This is a genomic window from Paenibacillus sp. FSL R7-0026 (genome assembly GCF_038004485.1).
Lineage (GTDB): Bacteria > Bacillota > Bacilli > Paenibacillales > Paenibacillaceae > Paenibacillus > Paenibacillus xylanexedens_A.
In genome coordinates this window covers 510,552-528,430 of record NZ_JBBORG010000001.1, presented here as the reverse complement: position 1 = coordinate 528,430, position 17,879 = coordinate 510,552, and the positions used below count along the sequence as shown (strand labels likewise).

General features: G+C 47.9%; 14 protein-coding genes and 2 riboswitches. Of the genes, 1 reads left to right on the top strand and 13 read right to left on the bottom strand.

What is annotated here, in order from left to right; genetic code table 11:
* Positions 1-56: 56 nt before the first annotated feature.
* Together MKY44_RS02545 and MKY44_RS02540 are read right to left on the bottom strand one after the other, a co-directional pair.
* Positions 57-1,568: a HAMP domain-containing sensor histidine kinase gene (locus MKY44_RS02545; protein ID WP_341005923.1), complete on the bottom strand. Its 1,512-nt coding sequence runs from the start codon at positions 1,566-1,568 to the stop codon at positions 57-59.
* Positions 1,569-1,624: 56 nt separating this feature from the next.
* Complete coding sequence (locus tag MKY44_RS02540; RefSeq protein WP_341005922.1) at positions 1,625-2,308, bottom strand: response regulator transcription factor; 684 nt, start codon at positions 2,306-2,308, stop codon at positions 1,625-1,627.
* Between the two features lie 225 nt (positions 2,309-2,533).
* Here MKY44_RS02540 and MKY44_RS02535 point away from each other — a divergent pair, with 225 nt between their 5' ends.
* On the top strand, positions 2,534-4,288 hold the full coding sequence (locus MKY44_RS02535) for an alpha-glycosidase (protein WP_341005921.1): 1,755 nt from the start codon (positions 2,534-2,536) through the stop codon (positions 4,286-4,288).
* 134 nt (positions 4,289-4,422) lie between these two features.
* Here the strand turns inward: MKY44_RS02535 and MKY44_RS02530 are convergent, their stop codons facing one another.
* The 11 genes from MKY44_RS02530 to MKY44_RS02480 all read right to left on the bottom strand — a co-directional run bounded on the left by MKY44_RS02530 (position 4,423) and on the right by MKY44_RS02480 (position 17,797).
* The gene (locus tag MKY44_RS02530; RefSeq protein WP_341005920.1) at positions 4,423-4,935 is read right to left on the bottom strand and encodes a PadR family transcriptional regulator; all 513 of its coding nucleotides are present in this window, start codon (positions 4,933-4,935) and stop codon (positions 4,423-4,425) included.
* 54 nt (positions 4,936-4,989) lie between these two features.
* On the bottom strand, positions 4,990-6,204 hold the full coding sequence (locus tag MKY44_RS02525) for a YhgE/Pip domain-containing protein (protein ID WP_341005919.1): 1,215 nt from the start codon (positions 6,202-6,204) through the stop codon (positions 4,990-4,992).
* A gap of 263 nt (positions 6,205-6,467) precedes the next feature.
* Positions 6,468-7,406 carry an L-serine ammonia-lyase, iron-sulfur-dependent, subunit alpha gene (gene sdaAA / locus MKY44_RS02520; protein ID WP_341005918.1) on the bottom strand — a complete coding sequence of 313 codons (939 nt, stop codon included), beginning with the start codon at positions 7,404-7,406 and terminating at the stop codon, positions 6,468-6,470.
* Positions 7,396-8,085: an L-serine ammonia-lyase, iron-sulfur-dependent subunit beta gene (sdaAB, locus tag MKY44_RS02515; protein WP_074093257.1), complete on the bottom strand. Its 690-nt coding sequence runs from the start codon at positions 8,083-8,085 to the stop codon at positions 7,396-7,398. Before sdaAB ends, sdaAA begins: the two co-directional genes overlap by 11 nt.
* Positions 8,086-8,196: 111 nt before the next feature.
* A riboswitch (glycine riboswitch) is annotated at positions 8,197-8,332 on the bottom strand.
* A 4-nt stretch (positions 8,333-8,336) separates the two neighbouring features.
* Positions 8,337-8,462: riboswitch (glycine riboswitch) on the bottom strand.
* A 355-nt stretch (positions 8,463-8,817) separates the two neighbouring features.
* Positions 8,818-9,834 (bottom strand): phosphotransferase enzyme family protein, encoded by a 1,017-nt coding sequence (locus tag MKY44_RS02510; protein WP_341005917.1) that lies wholly within the window; start codon positions 9,832-9,834, stop codon positions 8,818-8,820.
* A gap of 194 nt (positions 9,835-10,028) precedes the next feature.
* Entirely contained in the window at positions 10,029-10,784 is a 756-nt protein-coding gene (pstB, locus tag MKY44_RS02505; protein WP_036616781.1) for a phosphate ABC transporter ATP-binding protein PstB, read from the bottom strand.
* Positions 10,785-10,796: 12 nt separating this feature from the next.
* A complete protein-coding gene (pstA, locus tag MKY44_RS02500) occupies positions 10,797-11,684 on the bottom strand; it encodes a phosphate ABC transporter permease PstA (RefSeq protein ID WP_026081329.1) in 888 nt (295 codons plus the stop codon).
* 2 nt (positions 11,685-11,686) lie between these two features.
* Entirely contained in the window at positions 11,687-12,622 is a 936-nt protein-coding gene (pstC, locus tag MKY44_RS02495; RefSeq protein ID WP_017690972.1) for a phosphate ABC transporter permease subunit PstC, read from the bottom strand.
* Between the two features lie 115 nt (positions 12,623-12,737).
* Positions 12,738-13,664 carry a phosphate ABC transporter substrate-binding protein gene (locus tag MKY44_RS02490; RefSeq protein WP_341005916.1) on the bottom strand — a complete coding sequence of 309 codons (927 nt, stop codon included), beginning with the start codon at positions 13,662-13,664 and terminating at the stop codon, positions 12,738-12,740.
* A 566-nt stretch (positions 13,665-14,230) separates the two neighbouring features.
* Positions 14,231-15,523: an arsenic transporter gene (locus tag MKY44_RS02485; RefSeq protein ID WP_289390995.1), complete on the bottom strand. Its 1,293-nt coding sequence runs from the start codon at positions 15,521-15,523 to the stop codon at positions 14,231-14,233.
* 186 nt (positions 15,524-15,709) lie between these two features.
* On the bottom strand, positions 15,710-17,797 hold the full coding sequence (locus tag MKY44_RS02480; RefSeq protein WP_341005915.1) for a methyl-accepting chemotaxis protein: 2,088 nt from the start codon (positions 17,795-17,797) through the stop codon (positions 15,710-15,712).
* Positions 17,798-17,879 lie beyond the last annotated feature (82 nt).

Below are 17,879 nucleotides of genomic sequence, written 5' to 3'. Positions count from 1 at the left end.
GTAACCTTCCAAGGTTAAAGCCAAAGTAGTCTCCAGTTTAAGTTTAGTTTAAAAAGCTATTTCAGCGGTTTGTTGTTTCCCTGTTTCCCCTTACCACTGTAGATATATGTCTGGACACCCGTATCGGAACTGTCTACCCGCTTGCGCAGACCCATCTCACGAATCAACAGGTCTACAATGGATAAGCCCAGACCTGTGCCTTTTGTGTCGGAATTCGGTTGCATTCCCGGACCCCGATCCTGAATAACAATAGCCGTCTCACCCTGAATCTCCTGGGTTGATATGCCAATATACTTCCCGCTGGCGGCATGACGAATCACGTTTTGGAACAAATTATCAAGTACACGGCGCATGCCCTGTTCATCCATATGCCAGATCAGCGGTTCCTCCGGGAGGTCAATATCAATCTCAAATTGCTCTTTCTCCCAGACCGGGTACCAGGCCGCCGCCGTTTCCCTGACGATCCGCAGGATATCTTTCTCTTCCAGCTTCAGTGTATATTTCCCGCTCGTGAGCAAATTGTAGGATAACATGTTGTCAATGAGCCCGCCGAGGTCCTCCATTTTCGCTTCCATTCGATGTAATGAACGGTCACCTTGCTCGCTCAGCTCTTCCTTGTGCAAGGCATGCATATGTCCACGAATCACCGTTAGCGGGGTACGCAGATCGTGGGAAAGCCCCGCAATGAGACGTTTGCGCAATTGTTCTTCCTCGCGTTCACGGTGACGGCTGTCGGACAGTTGATGCACCATCTGATTGAAGGCTTCTTCCAGTTGACCGATCTCGTCTGACTGGCGGATATCTACCGGAAGCGGGAGGCCTTCCTTGCCTGTGGTCATCATGGCGGTCTGCAAACGAATAAGTCGTTTGCGAATGCGTGCGAAGAAGAGAATCGACATCATGATGAAGCTCAGAAAGATGATGGTCATTACAATGCCGAGATACAAAAGTTCCAGCAGCCCGTTACTGTGATTCATTTGCAGAAGTGATCTCGGCACTTCAATGATCATGAAGCCCTGTCCTTTGTCCTGCTCATCTCCGCCAATATATGCAACTACGGTCAGTGGATCGCGAAAGGAAGCTTCTTTCATGAATTGCACGGTATTGTTTACATTCCATAAGGCTGGAATATGAGTCTCTGTCGTTTGCCCGGAATCCAGTGACCATCTCAGTGTCGTGTCTGTTCTGCCATCCGGCGACGTGGATTTCAGAAGCGTTACATCTTCACCCCCAAGAATAAAGAGAGTCTCACCGCTCACATTCACACGATACATGGAAGATTTAGGATACGAGCCATGTAATTGCTCCAACCGGGCCTTAATCTCTTCATCCGAAGCCCCATCCAGGTTCTTCGCTTCACGTGACCAAAGGTTACTGATTCGGGTAACGTCACCGTAAGGTGCCGCTCGGTCTGTGTTCGTGTTATTCACTACGACAATATATATAACGGATATGATCGGAAGCACAACGGGCACAAATAATACAGCCGCCAAGATCAGGATGATGTATCTGGACATCAAGGACCGCCCAAAGCGAAGCTTGCGCCGCCCGGATTGCTTTTGATCCATGCTTCGTTCTCCCTTCCGTTCACCCTTCATGATCTTCCGTTCCCTGAACCACCGAATCATGGCTTCTTCACACGATATCCCACACCGCGGACCGTCTGAATAACTACAGGATTGGCCGGATCAAGCTCCAGCTTTTCGCGAAGATGTCGAATATGTACCATTAAAGTTTTGTCCCCATCCAGATAGGGCTCGTTCCAGACGGCTTCATAGATCTGCTCTTTGGTTCGAATCATGCCCATATGTCGTAGCAGGTAGGCGAAGATGTGGAACTGTTTTCCCGATAAAATAATCTCATCTCCCGTCTCCTCATTGACGATCCGATTGTCCTTCTCATAGATGGAGAGATGATCCAGCTTCAGGGCTGTATCCGATGAGACCGCTGTTCCTGCCTTACGCAGTTGTACTTCAATCCGGGCAGCCAGTTCATCGGGGTGAAATGGTTTGGTCACATAGTCATCGGCAAAATCAAGACCGTGCAACTTGTCGTCAATGGACGTTCTGGCCGAGAGCATGACAATGGGAACCCCAGGAAGTTCTTTTTTCAGTCGCTGGCCCACCGTAAATCCATCCAGCCCGGGCAGCATGACATCCAGAATAATGAGTGAGCAACCGACAGCAGCCTCCGCTGCACCTTCACCACTGCCGAGCCATACCACCTCATAACCGCGCTCCTCCAGATCGGCTCTGACCCAAGTCGCAATTTCCGTATCATCTTCAATATATAACAGTTTGGTTTTCATCCGAATATTCGTTTCCTTTCTGTCCCCATTGGGTTAATGATATATCTGAGCATCATCATGATAAAAGCTGCCTATAACATATGAATTCATGTCTTATTGAAATGTTGAAGTCTCTTACGTTACCACGCATTCTAATTATAGCTTATCCATTAACTCGGGTAACGTCATATCCATCAAGTCTACCAAGTACATACTAGTTCTACACCTGACGGGAGGAAATTCATTATGCTGTTGGAAGCCATCTATCATCAACCGAAACGAAACTGGGCCTATGCCTATGACCAAGATACAATCCATCTGCGTTTGCGTGCCAAAAAGAATGATCTGACCGAGGTACATGCCCTGACTGGGGATAAATATGCGTGGGATGCAACCAAAGCGCTGGTTCCCTTAACGAAGTTCACCTCTGACTCCATGTTCGATTACTTCGAGGGTGAAGTGAAACCTCCCTACCACCGACTGAAGTACTCTTTTCTGCTCAAAAACGGAGACGAACAGATCTGGATGACCGAGACGGACTTCCAGGAAGAAGAACCGGACGATCCGGGTCGTATGTTCCAGTTCCCCTATATTCATGCCGGAGCTGTATTCACACCCCCTGCATGGGTTAAGGATGCGGTGTTCTATCAGATTTTCCCTGAACGATTCGCCAACGGCAACCCGGATATTAGTCCGGAAAAGGTAGAGCCGTGGGGCGGCGAGCCGACACCTTTCAATTTCTTCGGCGGTGACCTTCAGGGCGTGATCGACCATCTGGATTACATCAGCGATCTTGGCATTAATGCGATCTACTTCACACCCATCTTTGAAGCCACCACCAATCACAAATACGATACCGAAGACTACCTGCGGGTAGATCGTCACTTTGGTGACGCAGATACCGTGAAACGACTGGTCGAGCTGTGCCATGCACGTGGAATTCGCGTACTTCTGGATGCTGTGTTCAACCATTCCGGGAAGACATTTGCGCCGTTTGTGGATGTACAGAAGAACGGAGAACAATCCAAATACAAGGACTGGTTCCATGTACACGAATACCCGCTGGACGTGAAGGACGGCATTCCAACGTATGAGACCTTCGGATTCGAAGCGCACATGCCAAAGCTGAATACGGAAAATGCCGAGGTGAAGGCTTATCTGCTGGAGGTTGCTGAGTACTGGATCAAGGAAGTGGGCGCGGACGGATGGCGGCTGGATGTGGCAGACGAAGTGGACGATGCATTCTGGCGTGATTTCCGCCGTGTAGTCAAAGCCGCTAATCCGGATGCCTATATTCTGGGCGAAGTATGGAACGAGTCTTCTTCCTGGCTGCAAGGCGACCAGTTCGATGCTTCCATGAACTATCCGTTTACCGATGCCGTGAATGCTTTTTTTGTGAAAAATACAATGCACGCCGAACAGTTCGCAAACTCCATCGGGCGACAGTTGTCCCGTTATCCGCTTCAGGCCAGCGAAGTGGCGTTTAACTTGCTGGACAGTCACGATACCCCGCGACTGCTTACGCTGTGTGAAGGCGACCAGCGCAAGATGAAGCTGGCTGCGTTATTTCAGTTCAGTTACATGGGCGCTCCGTGCATCTATTACGGAGATGAGATTGGCATGGACGGCGAACATGATCCGGGCTGCCGTAAATGCATGGAATGGGATGAAGCGAAGCAGGACCGAGAGCTGTTCGACTTTTATCAGAAACTGATCTCCCTGCGTCATGCTCATCCTGCCCTGCGTGCAGAAGGCACCGTTCGTTTCCTGCAGGCTCGTCCCGATGGCAGCCAACTGGTATTTGAGCGACAAAATGAGGAGGAACGCCTTTTGGTTCTGTTCAATCGATCAGAGGAGACGGCTATTGTCGAGCTGGAGGCTGGTGACGAGGAATGGACCGAGTTATTCGGCGGAAACCATCGTACTGCCAAGGAAGATGGCGTACTCGCCATTGAATTGCCCGCGTATGGATATGCCGTACTGAGTACTAGTCTCACATAAATATCAAGTTACACTTGCTCATATGCAAGACAGGAGTCTATTTAATTCATCGGCATATCAAACGAAATAGGCGCTCACAGATCTGTTCCTGATCTGTGGAGCGCCTATTTCGCATATCAATCACTATCATGGGATTACTCCGGCTGATCCAGTTGTTCCTTGAGCAATTGAATGGTGGCTTCATATTGCACAAGTCCCACTTGCATGCACAACCGTTGTGAAGGCGAAATGTGTTCGCCAAACTCCTTCATCTGACGCTGAAGCTTGTCATATAACAATTCCTTGCGTTTCAACTCTGTTGAAATCCACCCCGTTACAGTATTCTCATCCGCCAACTCTCCGAAATACAACCGCATCAGAAAATCAGAACGGAACACCTCGTCTTCCAGGGGACTCATCAGGTAGGCGTGAAACTGTGCTGCTCCCTCCGGAGTCAATGAGTACACGTTCTTGTCGGGTTTCCCTTCCTGCCTCACCGATTCCTTCGTGAGCAACCCTGACTTCTCCATCTTCGCGAGTGTAGGATATATGGTGCCAAAGCTGGCATCAAAGAAAAATGAAAAATATTGTTCAAAGTACTGCTTGATCTCATAACCCGAACATGGCTGATTGTGCAGTATTCCGAGGATGACATGCTGCGTGTTCATCGGTGCACCGCTCCTTTCCATTCCTCTTAACGTATCACAATCAGCCCCCCATATTCAATGATCGGATGAAGACACGGATGCTTCCAGAGCAGCAGGTACAGTAGCAGGCTGTTTCTCCCTCCGAGGTTCAGAGATTGCCGGGTTGGAACGTCTGATCCAGATGCTAAAAGCACCCAGAGTCAGCGTTGTAACTCCGATTACCCCAAGAAACAATGCATCCCGGCCAATCCCGTTTCCCCCAAGCACAAGGTTCGTCATCCCCTCTACCGCATAGGTCGCCGGTAGATAATGACCGATCCCTTGGTAGAACTCAGACATTACATCGCGCGGAATTGTTGAGCCCGAGGACAACATCAGCAGAGGCAACAGCGCACTGTTTAACCAAGCCCCAGCATTGCCAAGCAACAACAAGCTCAACTGAGCCATGAGTATAAAAGATATGGTGACCAGCAACTGGAACAGCCATAACATTAACCAACCATCTGCTGAGGATACCCCCATAACGTGCATCATCCCCGATCCAACAAGCGAAACGATAAATGCCGCACCAACATTCACGATGTTACGCGCCCAGAAGCGCTCCCATTTCCCTGCCCTGCCACTCAGTTCTCCAGAAACCTTTTGCAGATTCATGCCAAGCAACATCGCTCCGGTAAACGTAGCCGTTACAATCAACATCGGTACCATGGAGAAAGCAAAATTATCAACAGGATTCAGTCGCTCCACCTCTGCCTCCACGCGTGAAGACAACCCCAGCGCCAGCGCATCGGACTGATCAGCAGTCATACCGGACTGATTCAGCACTCCGCGAATGCCATTCTCTTGTACTTCACGATTCAATGTGGCTGTAACTTGTGCAGCTACGTTCTGCATCACACTTTTCACGGTAGCCACGTTTGATTCGTTCATCACATACTTCACTGTCATCGGCTTCGACAAGTCTTCTGCCTGCTGCATGAATCCGGATGGAATCTCAATAATCATGTACACATCCCGATCCGTTAACATCTGTCTTGCTTCTTGCATTGATTCAGATGGTTTGATCTCGAAATTCAGACCTGCCGCCAAAGACTTGGCCACCGGTTCAGCCGCTACCCCGTCTTCATTCACGATGGTGACAGCCAACTGAGTCATTCTTTCGTTAACCTGATCGTATCCACTAAGCCAGATGATATTAAAAAACACCTGGAACAGCACGGCCGTAATTAAACCTACAATGGTGGCTCCGTTTTTCAAAAACAGTAGACTCGTCTGGAAAATACCTTTCATTCTATCCATCTCCTTTAATTTTGTTTCGCTCTCATATATATCGTATCGATATATGACAGTAGTTAATATATCAATACGATATATATGTCGTCAATGTTTTTTTGTTTTTCTTCGTTGGAAAAAGACAAAAAAGCCGATACATCTCTTCACCAGGAAGGTTTGTATCGGCTTTTCGTATCAAGTAATGAGCTCTTCTTCACCTTTAATAATCAAGGCTCAAGGTTTCACGAGTTAGCGTTAGATTTAATTCATATCCATCCTATTTATGCCTTAGGTTCTACGTCATTTTCAGCAGGAGACTCCGGCTCAGGCTCGGCACGCTTTGCCTTTGGTTTAGCCAACTTCTGCATCATTTTGCGGCCGGTTGGCGTCTGGGCCAACCCGCCCTGGGCTGTCTCCCGGTGACGGCTAGGCATCGCACTGCCTACTTCCAGCATGACGTCGATGACTTCATCTGACGGAATAGCACTACGCACTCCGGCCAAGGCCATGTCAGCCGCAGCCAGCGCCGTAACTGCACCCAGTCCATTACGGACGATGCACGGAATTTCAACAAGGCCTGCCACCGGATCGCAGATAAGGCCCAGTGTATTTTTTAACGCCAAACCAACGGCATGAACGACCTGTTCCGGTGTACCTCCACGCAGTTCAACCATGGAACCCGCAGCCATGCCGATCGCGGAACCCACTTCCGCCTGACAGCCACCTTCGGCACCGGAGATAAATGAATTGTTGGCAATAACATAACCAATCGCTCCCGCACAGAACAACCCGTTCACCAAATGTTCGTCCGTCCAACCAAACCGCTCCTGTGAACTGATAAACACACCGGGGATAATGCCGCAGGAACCGGCTGTTGGTGTTGCCACGATCCGACCCATGGAGGCATTCACTTCAGATACACACAGGGCATACGCCATGGCAAGTGCGGAAGCATCTCCTGAACAAGTCTCACCTTTGCGAATGTACTCGGCCAATTTTTTACCGTCTCCACCTGTTAGTCCACTGCGTGATGTCGTATCTTCCGTTAACCCTTTGCGTACCGCTTCCTTCATCACCTGATAATATTCTGACATCTGCTGCACAACATCCGCTTCCGGTGTATTGGTCTCCTGAACTTGCTCCTCGATCATCAGCTGAGCAATGGTTTTGGATTCCGCTGTACAGATCGTATTCAGTTCGTGCAAATGTTTAAACCGCATCCGAATCAACTCCTCTCTTCAAATCTATGACACGAATGTCTAACACATGGTCCAGCTCCCTTAGACGCTTGAGCATATCAGGATTAGGCACACCGTCCATCTCCATCGCAGTCAGTGCTTCGCCATCACGGGCTTTCCGGTCCACCTGCATATAGCCGATGTTAACCCCCGATGAACTGATCGTGGACGTTACCGACGCAAGCACCCCTGCTTTGTCTGCATGTCGCAGAACGAGTGTCGGGAACTCACCACTAATCTGAACACGAAAATCATTCATCGAATGCACCGATACGCTTCCACCACCAATGGATGCACCAATCAAGGAGCAGGCACGTTCTCCATGCCACAACTCAATTTTGACCGTATTTGGATGAGGAGCAGGCAGGCCACTTGTATAAAACTCAACCTCCATGCCCGCTTCCTCTGCGTATTGCTCTGCATCCGGGATACGCGGATCGTCTGTGACATAATCCAGCAGACCGCCGATCAGTGCCAGATCTGTTCCGTGCCCCTGATACGTGTCAGCGAATGAACCGTACAACGTCAGCCGAGCACGATCTGGCGTACATCCTAGCCACTGTCGAGCAATTCTCCCTAACCTTGCCGCTCCAGCTGTATGTGAACTTGAAGGCCCCGTCATCGACGGACCAATAATTGAAAAAACATCTTTAAATCGCACTTGTAACCCTCCAATTGTATTCGTCATTTCCATCCAGAATCTGATCCACATTGTTCCTTATTTACTGAATGATGACATCAAAAAAGGACAGAAGAAGGCCTCAGGCCCTCTCTCTGTCCTCGATACCTGAGAGTTTCACGATCAGCAGTGTCTGATGACAAGGTGCATTGCCTGCGATTACAGACAAGTTCACCGGGCTGACTGATCATATACCCCTTGGGTGGCGCAGTTCGCGCACTCTCCAGAGTTGCGTCCAACGATGGTACATTTACCTGAGAGATTAACCACTGCGCCGGGTGCGCAGCAGCTTGCTCCTTCGGTGCCTGAACTACTAGCCATTTTGTTTGGCTAACCCAGGTCTCTCCCGCTCGTTATCATCCGCCGTATGGAACCATTCTGAGCTTATGTCAGAACAGTCATGGAAGTCATTCATTTCTTCTTCATTAAGATTAATCGACCGGAAGATCAGTGTCAACAAACTTGACGATTTCTTTGGGTGTATATCCATCATTTCCTATTGAACCAAGGAAAACCAGAATATTTTGTCAGCTTTCATTACATTAATGCGATAAAAAGATCTTTTAAACAGGTTATTTCGTTCTACTTCAATCAATGATGTGCTCACTACTATTTATGATATTGTCCACGAAACCGTTCGGGTATTCAGGCAACCATCTATTTTGAACCGCACTACTCAGTAGCCCATCCGAGTCTGCACATCTGGATTATAAATCACAGTTCGTAGAAGATGCTCTTGTTCTGTACATAAGGTCGGCAATACTTGCTGCATAGCTTCGGCATGCGATCTTTCATCCATTCGTGCCTCGACTCATTCGCCATCTGAAAGGCATAATAACCCAGTGTAAAGATCAACATGAACCCTTCCATTAATCGAATATCACGATCCGTCAGTGGCGCGATCTGTTGGGTATAACCGGATAAGAATATGTCACGTTCCTCCCGATTGAACATAAGTGCTGCCCCTCCGGCATCAAAAAGATAATAACCATAACCGTGTAGACAAAAATCAATCATGGAAATTCCCTGCTCCGTTATCAGCAGATTGTTGCGAGTAATATCCCCATGAATGATCCCCCATGTCCCTGCGTGATGCTGGTATGTTTCTAACTGCTCATTAATGTTCTCAAACGTCTCACGAAGCAGATCGAAGTCTTCCGTTGTAAAAATCCCCAGTCGGACGCCTTCCTCTAGCTGCCCTAGCATGACCAAGTTCTCATAGATGTTGCCATATGCCGGCCGCACCTTTGTTCGATCTGTCTGATTCTGCTCACGCCCATATTGATGAAGCATCTGCAGTTGTGCCCCAAGATCATAGATCTGCTCTGTTGTCAGGCGTTCTCCCTGCTGGATGTCCCTACCCTCAATCCACTCCAGTACCGTACAACAAATCTCTTTCCCTTCCTCATTTGTCCATACCGTTACCCACTCTCCCGATACATTCCGTACCGGATGTTGCACGCGCAATGCTGTCGTTGCATTTAACTCATGAAGCAGGTTCATCTCTGCCTCCAGCGCAGGAAGCGTATGCTGAATGCCTGTCATACTTGCATATGCGGCTTGGTGTATCCGTAGCAGATACTTCTGCCCGCTTGCTTCGTCGACGACATGGTACGTCAGATTCTCGTTGTGACGAATATATGAAACGACAGGTTTCTCAATAGTGTAGTTCTGTATAATCTGAGCTGCCATATGGTCGTAATACATCTGGTCCGTAGTGATTATCAACATCTCCTTCAAAGTAATGTAAACGTTCTCTTATTACTAAATATCGTAGCATGATTGCTTTACATACAGCAAATTCTTCCAAAATGAAATCAAAAAAGCACAACCCCCGAACAACCGTCCAGGCATTGTGCTTTCTTTTGTCTCTATTATTTCTTTATCTCTCTGTCTATTACTCTATGTTACACTCCATGATCCAATTAACCGAAACGTCCCATAATGTATTCTTGCGTCAGACGATTGTCCGGGTTCGTGAAAATATGCTCTGTATCCCCGTGCTCAATCATACTTCCCAGATAGAAATAAGCTGTGTAATCCGAGATGCGTGCCGCCTGCTGCATGTTATGGGTAACAATAACAATCCGCAACTCCTTCTTGAGCTCGGTAATCAACTCTTCAACTTTACCCGTAGATACCGGGTCAAGTGCGGATGCCGGCTCGTCGAGCAGCAGAATCTGTGGTTCAACAGACAAGGCGCGAGCGATACACAGGCGCTGCTGTTGTCCGCCAGAGAGAGACAGAGCTGACTCATGCAGTCTGTCTTTCACTTCGTCCCAGAGCGCAGCACGGCGCAAGCTTTTTTCCACAATTTCATCCAGTGCCTTCTTACTCTTCGTACCGCGGTAGCGGGGGCCAAACGCGATATTGTTGTAGATGGACTTATGAAAAGGATTTGGCTTCTGCCACACCATGCCAATCTTCTGGCGAAGCTTGATTACATCGGTTCCAGGCTCATTCAGGTCGTTACCGTCCATCCAGATATGTCCCTCTGTACGGGAACCGGCAATCTCGTCGTTCATCCGGTTCAGCGACCGGAGGAACGTGGATTTACCGCAACCAGACGGCCCAATAAGAGCCGTTACGCTTGCTTCAGGGAACGTCAGGCTAATCTGCTTGACCGCCTGGAAATGTCCATAATATATGCTTAACTGTTCCGTACCAAAAGGTATGGCCATGTTGGTTCCTCCTTATTTCGAAGCTGTCATGCGGCGGAATACAACCCGACCGATCCAGCGTGCACTTAGATTGAACGCCAGCACGAGAATGACAAGCACGGCGGACGCCCCTGCTGCCACTTCTTTGGAATCTGGCCCAATACCTTCACTATTTACTTTCCAGATATGAACAGCAAGTGTCTCTGCCGGACGGAAAGGATTAAGCGGTGATCTTGGACTCGTCGGATTCCAATCTGTAAAGTCCAATGGTGGACTACTCATACCTGCGGTGAACATCAGCGCGGCTGCTTCACCGAAGATCCGGCCCGATGCCAGGATCGTACCCGTAATCAAACTCGGCAATGCCACAGGTAGCAGAATCGAAGTGATAATCTTCCACTTGGACAGTCCAAGCGCCAGACCTGCTTCTTTCTGTTCCTTCGGAACAGCCCGGAAGGCCTGCTCCGTAGTACGCACCATCAGTGGCAAGTTAAAGATCGCCAGAGCCAAGGCACCCGAGATTAGGGAAAAACCAAGACCAAATTGATTTACTAACAGCAAGAGACCAAACAAACCGATAACGATGGATGGGAATGATGACAATACTTCAACGACCAGACGAATGAAGCTGGTAATCTTGCCTGGTTTGGCGTATTCCGCCATGTAAATCCCGCCGCCCCATCCAAGTGGAATGGTAACAATCAAGGTCAGAACAAGCAAGAATACGGAGTTGAAGAGCTGTGGACCAATCCCGCCGCCACCCTTAAGCAACTGTGGTGCGCTCGTCAGGAAGTTCCAGCTAATATGCCCAATGCCTCTATACATGATGAATCCAAGCAGACCGAGCAATAGAATAACAATGAATAGAGCCAATACAACGATAACGGATGTTGCAATTTTATCTACCGTCTTTGCCTTCATTTTCATACCCGGTTTCTCCTTTCAAGCAGGCGAACCAGAATGACGAAGACAAAGGTCATCACCAACAGGACAAGCGCCATACTCCACAGTGCATTGTTATGAACAGAACCCATCGTGGTGTTACCCATGCTGAGTGTAATTACACTTGTTAATGTTGAAGCTGATTCAAGCAAGGATGTTGGAACATGCGGTGCATTACCAATAACCATCTGCACAGCAAGTGCCTCACCAAAAGCACGGGCCATACCCAAAACGACACCTGTCAACAAAGCTGGCAAAGTTGTTGGAATAATGACACGGTAGATGGTTTGCCAGCGAGTGGCACCCAGTGCGTAGGAGGATTCACGCAATCCTTTTGGCAACGCGGACAATGCATCTGCCATAATACTTGTCACCGTAGGAAGAATCATTACCGCGAGAACAAGACATCCGGCTGCAATCCCGACGCCTGTTCCACCAAAGATACTGCGAAGCAAAGGTACGATGACACTCAGACCGATAAATCCGTACACAACGGATGGAATTCCGGACAAGAGCTCAATCGCAGGCTGCAAGATCTTTTTGCCTTTACCCGGAACAATCTCTGTCATGAAGAGCGCTGCACACAGGCCAAGCGGACTTGCGATCAATGCTGCAAGCAAGGTTGTAATGAAAGAACCTGTGATGAACGGTAATGCCCCGTAGAAAGCAGGTTCCCCTGTTGGATTCCACGTTTTCCCACCAAGAAATTCGCTGATGCTTATTCCATTTTGGAAAAAAGTCGATAGTCCCTTGGACGCTACAAAATAAACAATGGAAAACATGACAACGATCAGGAAAACGACACAAATCGACGTATAGATCCGTCCCGTCCACTCTTCCCAATAATGTTTCTCTTTTAAGGGCCGGCGCGGTTTCAACTTGTTATTCATTACCGTTCCCCCTTCGGTCTGTTCCATAACAACCATCCTTCTATAGTAGAATTAATGCAAAATATGGGATTATTTTAGAGCAAACCGCGTAAAGAGGCGGGACCTAAGTCCGCCTCTTTCGCTGTATGCGCAAGTTCAAAGATTACTCAACCACATTACCTGCTGCATCGCGTTTTACTTTCATACCTGACATTGGAATGTATCCAAGTTCTGTCACGTCGTTTTGTTGAATTTCGTCACTCAAGATGTAGTCCAAGAATGCTTTTGTTGCTGCATCAGGCTCACCTTTTGTGTACATGTGCTCGTAAGCCCATACTGGATAAGTTCCTGCTTCTACGTTCTCAACTGTTGCTTCTACACCTTCGTATTTCAAAACTTGCAAGCTGTCATCCAAGTAAGACAAGGCAAGGTAACCAATAGCACCTGGCGTTTCAGCTACCAGTTTTCTTACGTTACCTGAAGAATCTTCTTGAATGGAACCTTGGATATCACCCATTTTTTCACCCAATGCATACTTCTCGAAAGTTGCACGAGTACCGGAACTACTCGGACGGTTTACAATAACGATTGCTTGATCCGCACCACCAACGTCTTTCCAGTTTGTTACTTTACCGGAGAAGATGTCGATCAGTTGTTGCTTCGTCAAATCTTCTACACCTGCATCTTTGTTGCTAACTGGCGCCATAGCTACTACTGCTACTTGATGGTCAACCAATTCTTTTACTTTGGCTTCGTCCTCCAGTTTCTCTTCTGCAAATACATCAGAGTTACCGATTGTAGCTTGTCCGTCAGATACTTGTGTCAAACCAGTACCACTACCGCCACCTTGAACTTGAACGGTTACGTTCTTATATTCATCAACTGCCATAAATTTCTGTCCAGCTTGTTCTACCAGAGGTAGCAATGCTGTCGATCCGACTGCCAGAATGTTACCGCTAAGCTCAGTAGCAGCTTCTCCTGATCCATTGCTTGCGGCACCCTCTGTACCAGCGTCATTTTTCGATCCGCATGCTGCGAGAACCAGTACGAACGTTAAGGTCATCAAAATAAACGGCAACTTTTTAAACATGTTTTGTTTTCCTCCCCCAATGTAGTGATGGCGTTTTGTGAATTTGTTTGTTCACCATCAACTCTTTACTCATTGTAGTTTCGGTATGTCATCTTAAAATCAGTGTTTTGTAAACGCAATGTTAAAAATATCGGCTGTATATTGAAATTTATCTGAGACAAATTGCGCTGAAGTGGCCGCTGCGGGCACGGACGTTGTTTCAATCGCTGTTATCCCCGGATTTATATGATTTACTTTTTCCAAGGAATACATCCGGGGATAAAGGCGAACGCTTCGCTTTTCCACAATCGTTCCGTTCCCTTCGCTGTGTCAGCGCTCGTTGGATCTCAGGCATTTCAATCTCCTGCCTGGGAGATGGCAAAAAAGAAGGCCAGCCCTATAAAAGGCTGGCCTTGTGTAAATTCTTTGTTGATTCTTTAATACAGAAAGAAAATCTGTTTCTTCTATAGAAGGTACAAAAGCAGAAAAAAACTGCCTCGCTGCAAGTGCTTAGCACCGGCTGTGAGAGCAGCCTTTTACATTACAACAGAATTATCTATTAATACTTAATGTAAAATCTAATTTTACTAACCCAGAATCCATAACCACAATGCCAACCCGGCTAGGGTAATCAACAATGTCGGAATCGTCAGGATGATGCCTGCTTTGAAATAATACCCCCATGTGATCTTCACACCTTTGCGGGATAACACGTGCAGCCACAGCAATGTGGCAAGTGATCCAATCGGGGTCATTTTGGGACCCAGGTCAGAACCAATGACATTGGCATAGATCAATGCTTCCTGAATGATACCTTCGGTATGTGCGCCCTGGATGGCTAGCAGGTTAATCAACACGGTCGGCAGGTTGTTCATCACCGATGATAATACAGCAGCGATGATGCCCATCCCGAGCGAAGCAGCCAGTAGACCATGCTCTGCTATGGCATCCAGCCAGCGGCTCAGATGATCCGTTAACCCTGCATTACGCAGTCCATATACGACGATATACATGCCCACCGAGAACACCACAATCGACCATGGCGCTTCCTTGATTACCCGTTTCAGATCAACAGCCTCGCTCTTGCGTGCCAACAAAGCGAACAGCAACGCAACGGAGCCCACGATAACCGACACGGGAATCGGCAGAAACTCACTGGATGCATAGGCCACGAGTAACAGCCCAAGCATGAACCAGGCGATTCGGAACATCCGTGGATCACGGATCGCTTCCTTCGGGTCACGTGCCGCGGAGATGTCGTAGCGACGAGGTATGCTTTTGCGATAAAACAAGAACAACATCCCCGTACTCGCTACGATTGAGAACAGATTGGGCACGACCATGCGTACCGCATACTCCACAAATGTAATACCAAAGAAATCGGCCGATACAATGTTAACCAGATTGCTGACGACCAGCGGCAACGATGTAGTATCGGCGATAAATCCACTCGCCATCACAAAAGCCAACACCATGCGCTCATCAAACTTCAATGCACGCACCATTGCCAGCACAATTGGCGTCAGAATGAGCGCGGCACCATCATTCGCGAACAGAGCAGACACAGCGGCTCCCAGCAGAATGGAGTAGAAGAACAGTCTGCGACCGTCTCCTCCAGCAAGCCTTGCCATATGAAGGGCAGCCCATTCGAAGAAACCCGTCTCGTCGAGAATGAGAGAAATCATAATAATGCCAACAAAGGCCAGCGTTGCATTCCATACAATGGATGCCACATCTGAGGCATCGTTTAAGCTAACAACTCCACATAGCAGGGCAAGCAATGCCCCGCCCGAGGCAGTCCAACCGATGCCCAACCCACGAGGTTGCCAGATTACCAAGGTGATTGTCACTACAAAAATCAGTATTGCTACGTATACCATAAAGCCTCCTGCTGTACCCTGTATCGATATTTTATTCGTTAATTCGATCTTATATTGTTAGATTACACCGCTATATGCGCGGAATAACCAGACGATATATTTATACAGGGCTACAGGAACATTGTCTATCTTTATTTTCTTCTATTATAAAATGTGTGGTAAATTGTGGTGTTGAAATGCTAGGATTTATTCTTTGCCCTTATCCTTCGGCGTATCCTCTACCATCTTGAACATGCCAAGCAACCCTTGTAATTGTTCCGCCATGCTATTCAGGTGTGCCGAGGATGATGCAATCTCTTCTACCGATGCCAGTTGTTCTTGCGAAGATGCCGACACGGATTCTGTATTCGCAGCCGATTCCTGGGTCACATTCGAAATATCACTCATCGCCTTGGCAACGTGGGATGCACCGCTCTCCAGTTGCTTCGTTGTTGCGGACAAGTCATCCAATGTATGAACAGCATCTTCCACCGCCTCCCGAATCTGAGCAAAGGATTGTCCTGACGTATTCACGGCCTGAATTCCTTCTCCTACCCGAGTCTGAGCCGCATTCATAGCGATTAGAGCGGCATCCATGTCCTGACGGATATTATGAACCACCTCACCGATCTGCGCTGCCGAACTTCCGGATTCTTCTGCCAGTTTACGTACCTCACCAGCTACAACTGCAAACCCACGACCCGCATCCCCCGCTCTTGCCGCTTCAATAGAAGCATTTAATGCGAGCAAGTTCGTTTGTTTGGAGATGGATGCAATGACGTCAACCATGCTACCAATCTCAACGGAACGTGCATTCAGAGACTGAACCACCGTTCCAAGCTGCTCCACCGTTTCCTGGATACTGTTCATCTGCACCACGGCCTGTCCTGCTGCCTCATTACCAGAAGTAGCTGCTCCGGACGTATTCCGCATATTCGCCGTAATCGATTGCACACGCTCCGACATCATTCGAACATCTTCTGCCATTCGGCTCATCTTTCCCGATCCGTCTTTCACGCTGTTTACCTGCTGCTCTGCACCTTCAGCCAGTTCCTGAATGGCCTGTGTTGAATGTTCAATCGCTTTGGTGGTTTGTTCTGCACTGGCAGACAACTCTTGAGAAGAAGCTGATACCTGCTCTGTCGTTTCCTGTACACCAAGAATCATCATTCGAAGGTTATCGACCATTCGTTCAAAATACTTCGCAAGTTCTCCGACTTCATCTTTACGTCCTGTTTCCATTTTCACAGTCAAGTCACCTTTACTCACGGCTCTGGCAGATTCCTGCAGTCGTTTAATTGGACGCAGCATGGAGCGTGTAAACCAGATAATAAAGAGGAGCGTAAGGAAGGTAGCCGCCAGAATAACAATAAATGTGGCCATGCGAATATCTTTACTCGCATTGGTTATTTCACTCTTGAACATCGTTCCGGCAATTTTCCAGCCCGTTGCTTCATTTGTTGAGAAAATCATCATCTTCGGCTGATCGTTGTACACGTAATCGAATTGACCTTCTTGACTCTGATACATCTCATCAAGGGTGCCGCTCGTTTCCGGCGTACCTGCATCTGCTACAGGGGATACGACATAGTTTTTGTTTGCATCCATAATAATGACGTAGCCTTCTTTGCCCACCTTAATGGATGCCTGCTCTTGCAGGTCTGTCAGGTCCAGAGATAAACCGATGACACCGGATTGATCCTTTAATGTTTTGGAGATAAACACAACTGCAACACCATCGGTATTAACAGACACCGCTGATACAACAGCTGTACCTGGCTTTTCCATCGCTAGTTTGTACCACTCCCGCTCCCTAGGATCATAAGCATCTCCCCGTGTGCTGCTCGCTGTTGGTTTACCTCGAACCATGATTCCGTCTGTTGTTCCTACAAAAATATTCATGGCATCGGGATGCAAGCCCAGATATTGCTCCAGTTTCAACTGAAGCTCGGGACTATCGTTCTCCCCTTTGACCAAGCTCGGATCAAGAGCATCCGCGAAATAGTTAATGTCATGAATCTTGTAATTCACTTGGTTTTCTACAATCGTATTGGCAGTGCTCACACTTTGCATGGCACTATCCACTAATTGTCCTTGTACGCCATCTTCAGCCATCGTTAGTGTGATCACGCCGACTGCCAAGCTTGGCAGGAGTAGAACGGCCAGGAAGGAGACCAATAGTTTGTTCCTTATATTCCAGACAAAACCTTTCTTTTTCTTCTTTTTATTTTGACTATGTTTTGGTTTGGCAGGTTTCGCTGCTTTCATTGGTTTATTATCCTGAGTTTCACTCATGTCTTTATCCCCCTCAAAATGTAAAAATGCCCTCTTTCTTTGTATGTATGGATCAATCTAAAAGGCTTATCTTATATATCGG

Excerpts from the sequence above, each read along its gene's own strand:
- MKY44_RS02545 (WP_341005923.1), bottom strand. The coding sequence starts at position 1,568 with ATGGATCAAAAGCAATCCGGGCGGCGCAAGCTTCGCTTTGGGCGGTCC.
- MKY44_RS02540 (WP_341005922.1), bottom strand. The coding sequence starts at position 2,308 with ATGAAAACCAAACTGTTATATATTGAAGATGATACGGAAATTGCGACT.
- MKY44_RS02535 (WP_341005921.1), top strand. The coding sequence starts at position 2,534 with ATGCTGTTGGAAGCCATCTATCATCAACCGAAACGAAACTGGGCCTAT.
- MKY44_RS02530 (WP_341005920.1), bottom strand. The coding sequence starts at position 4,935 with ATGAACACGCAGCATGTCATCCTCGGAATACTGCACAATCAGCCATGT.
- MKY44_RS02525 (WP_341005919.1), bottom strand. The coding sequence starts at position 6,204 with ATGAAAGGTATTTTCCAGACGAGTCTACTGTTTTTGAAAAACGGAGCC.
- sdaAA (WP_341005918.1), bottom strand. The coding sequence starts at position 7,406 with ATGCGGTTTAAACATTTGCACGAACTGAATACGATCTGTACAGCGGAA.
- MKY44_RS02510 (WP_341005917.1), bottom strand. The coding sequence starts at position 9,834 with ATGTTGATAATCACTACGGACCAGATGTATTACGACCATATGGCAGCT.
- pstB (WP_036616781.1), bottom strand. The coding sequence starts at position 10,784 with ATGGCCATACCTTTTGGTACGGAACAGTTAAGCATATATTATGGACAT.
- pstA (WP_026081329.1), bottom strand. The coding sequence starts at position 11,684 with ATGAAGGCAAAGACGGTAGATAAAATTGCAACATCCGTTATCGTTGTA.
- pstC (WP_017690972.1), bottom strand. The coding sequence starts at position 12,622 with ATGGAACAGACCGAAGGGGGAACGGTAATGAATAACAAGTTGAAACCG.
- MKY44_RS02490 (WP_341005916.1), bottom strand. The coding sequence starts at position 13,664 with ATGTTTAAAAAGTTGCCGTTTATTTTGATGACCTTAACGTTCGTACTG.
- MKY44_RS02485 (WP_289390995.1), bottom strand. The coding sequence starts at position 15,523 with ATGGTATACGTAGCAATACTGATTTTTGTAGTGACAATCACCTTGGTA.
- MKY44_RS02480 (WP_341005915.1), bottom strand. The coding sequence starts at position 17,797 with ATGAGTGAAACTCAGGATAATAAACCAATGAAAGCAGCGAAACCTGCC.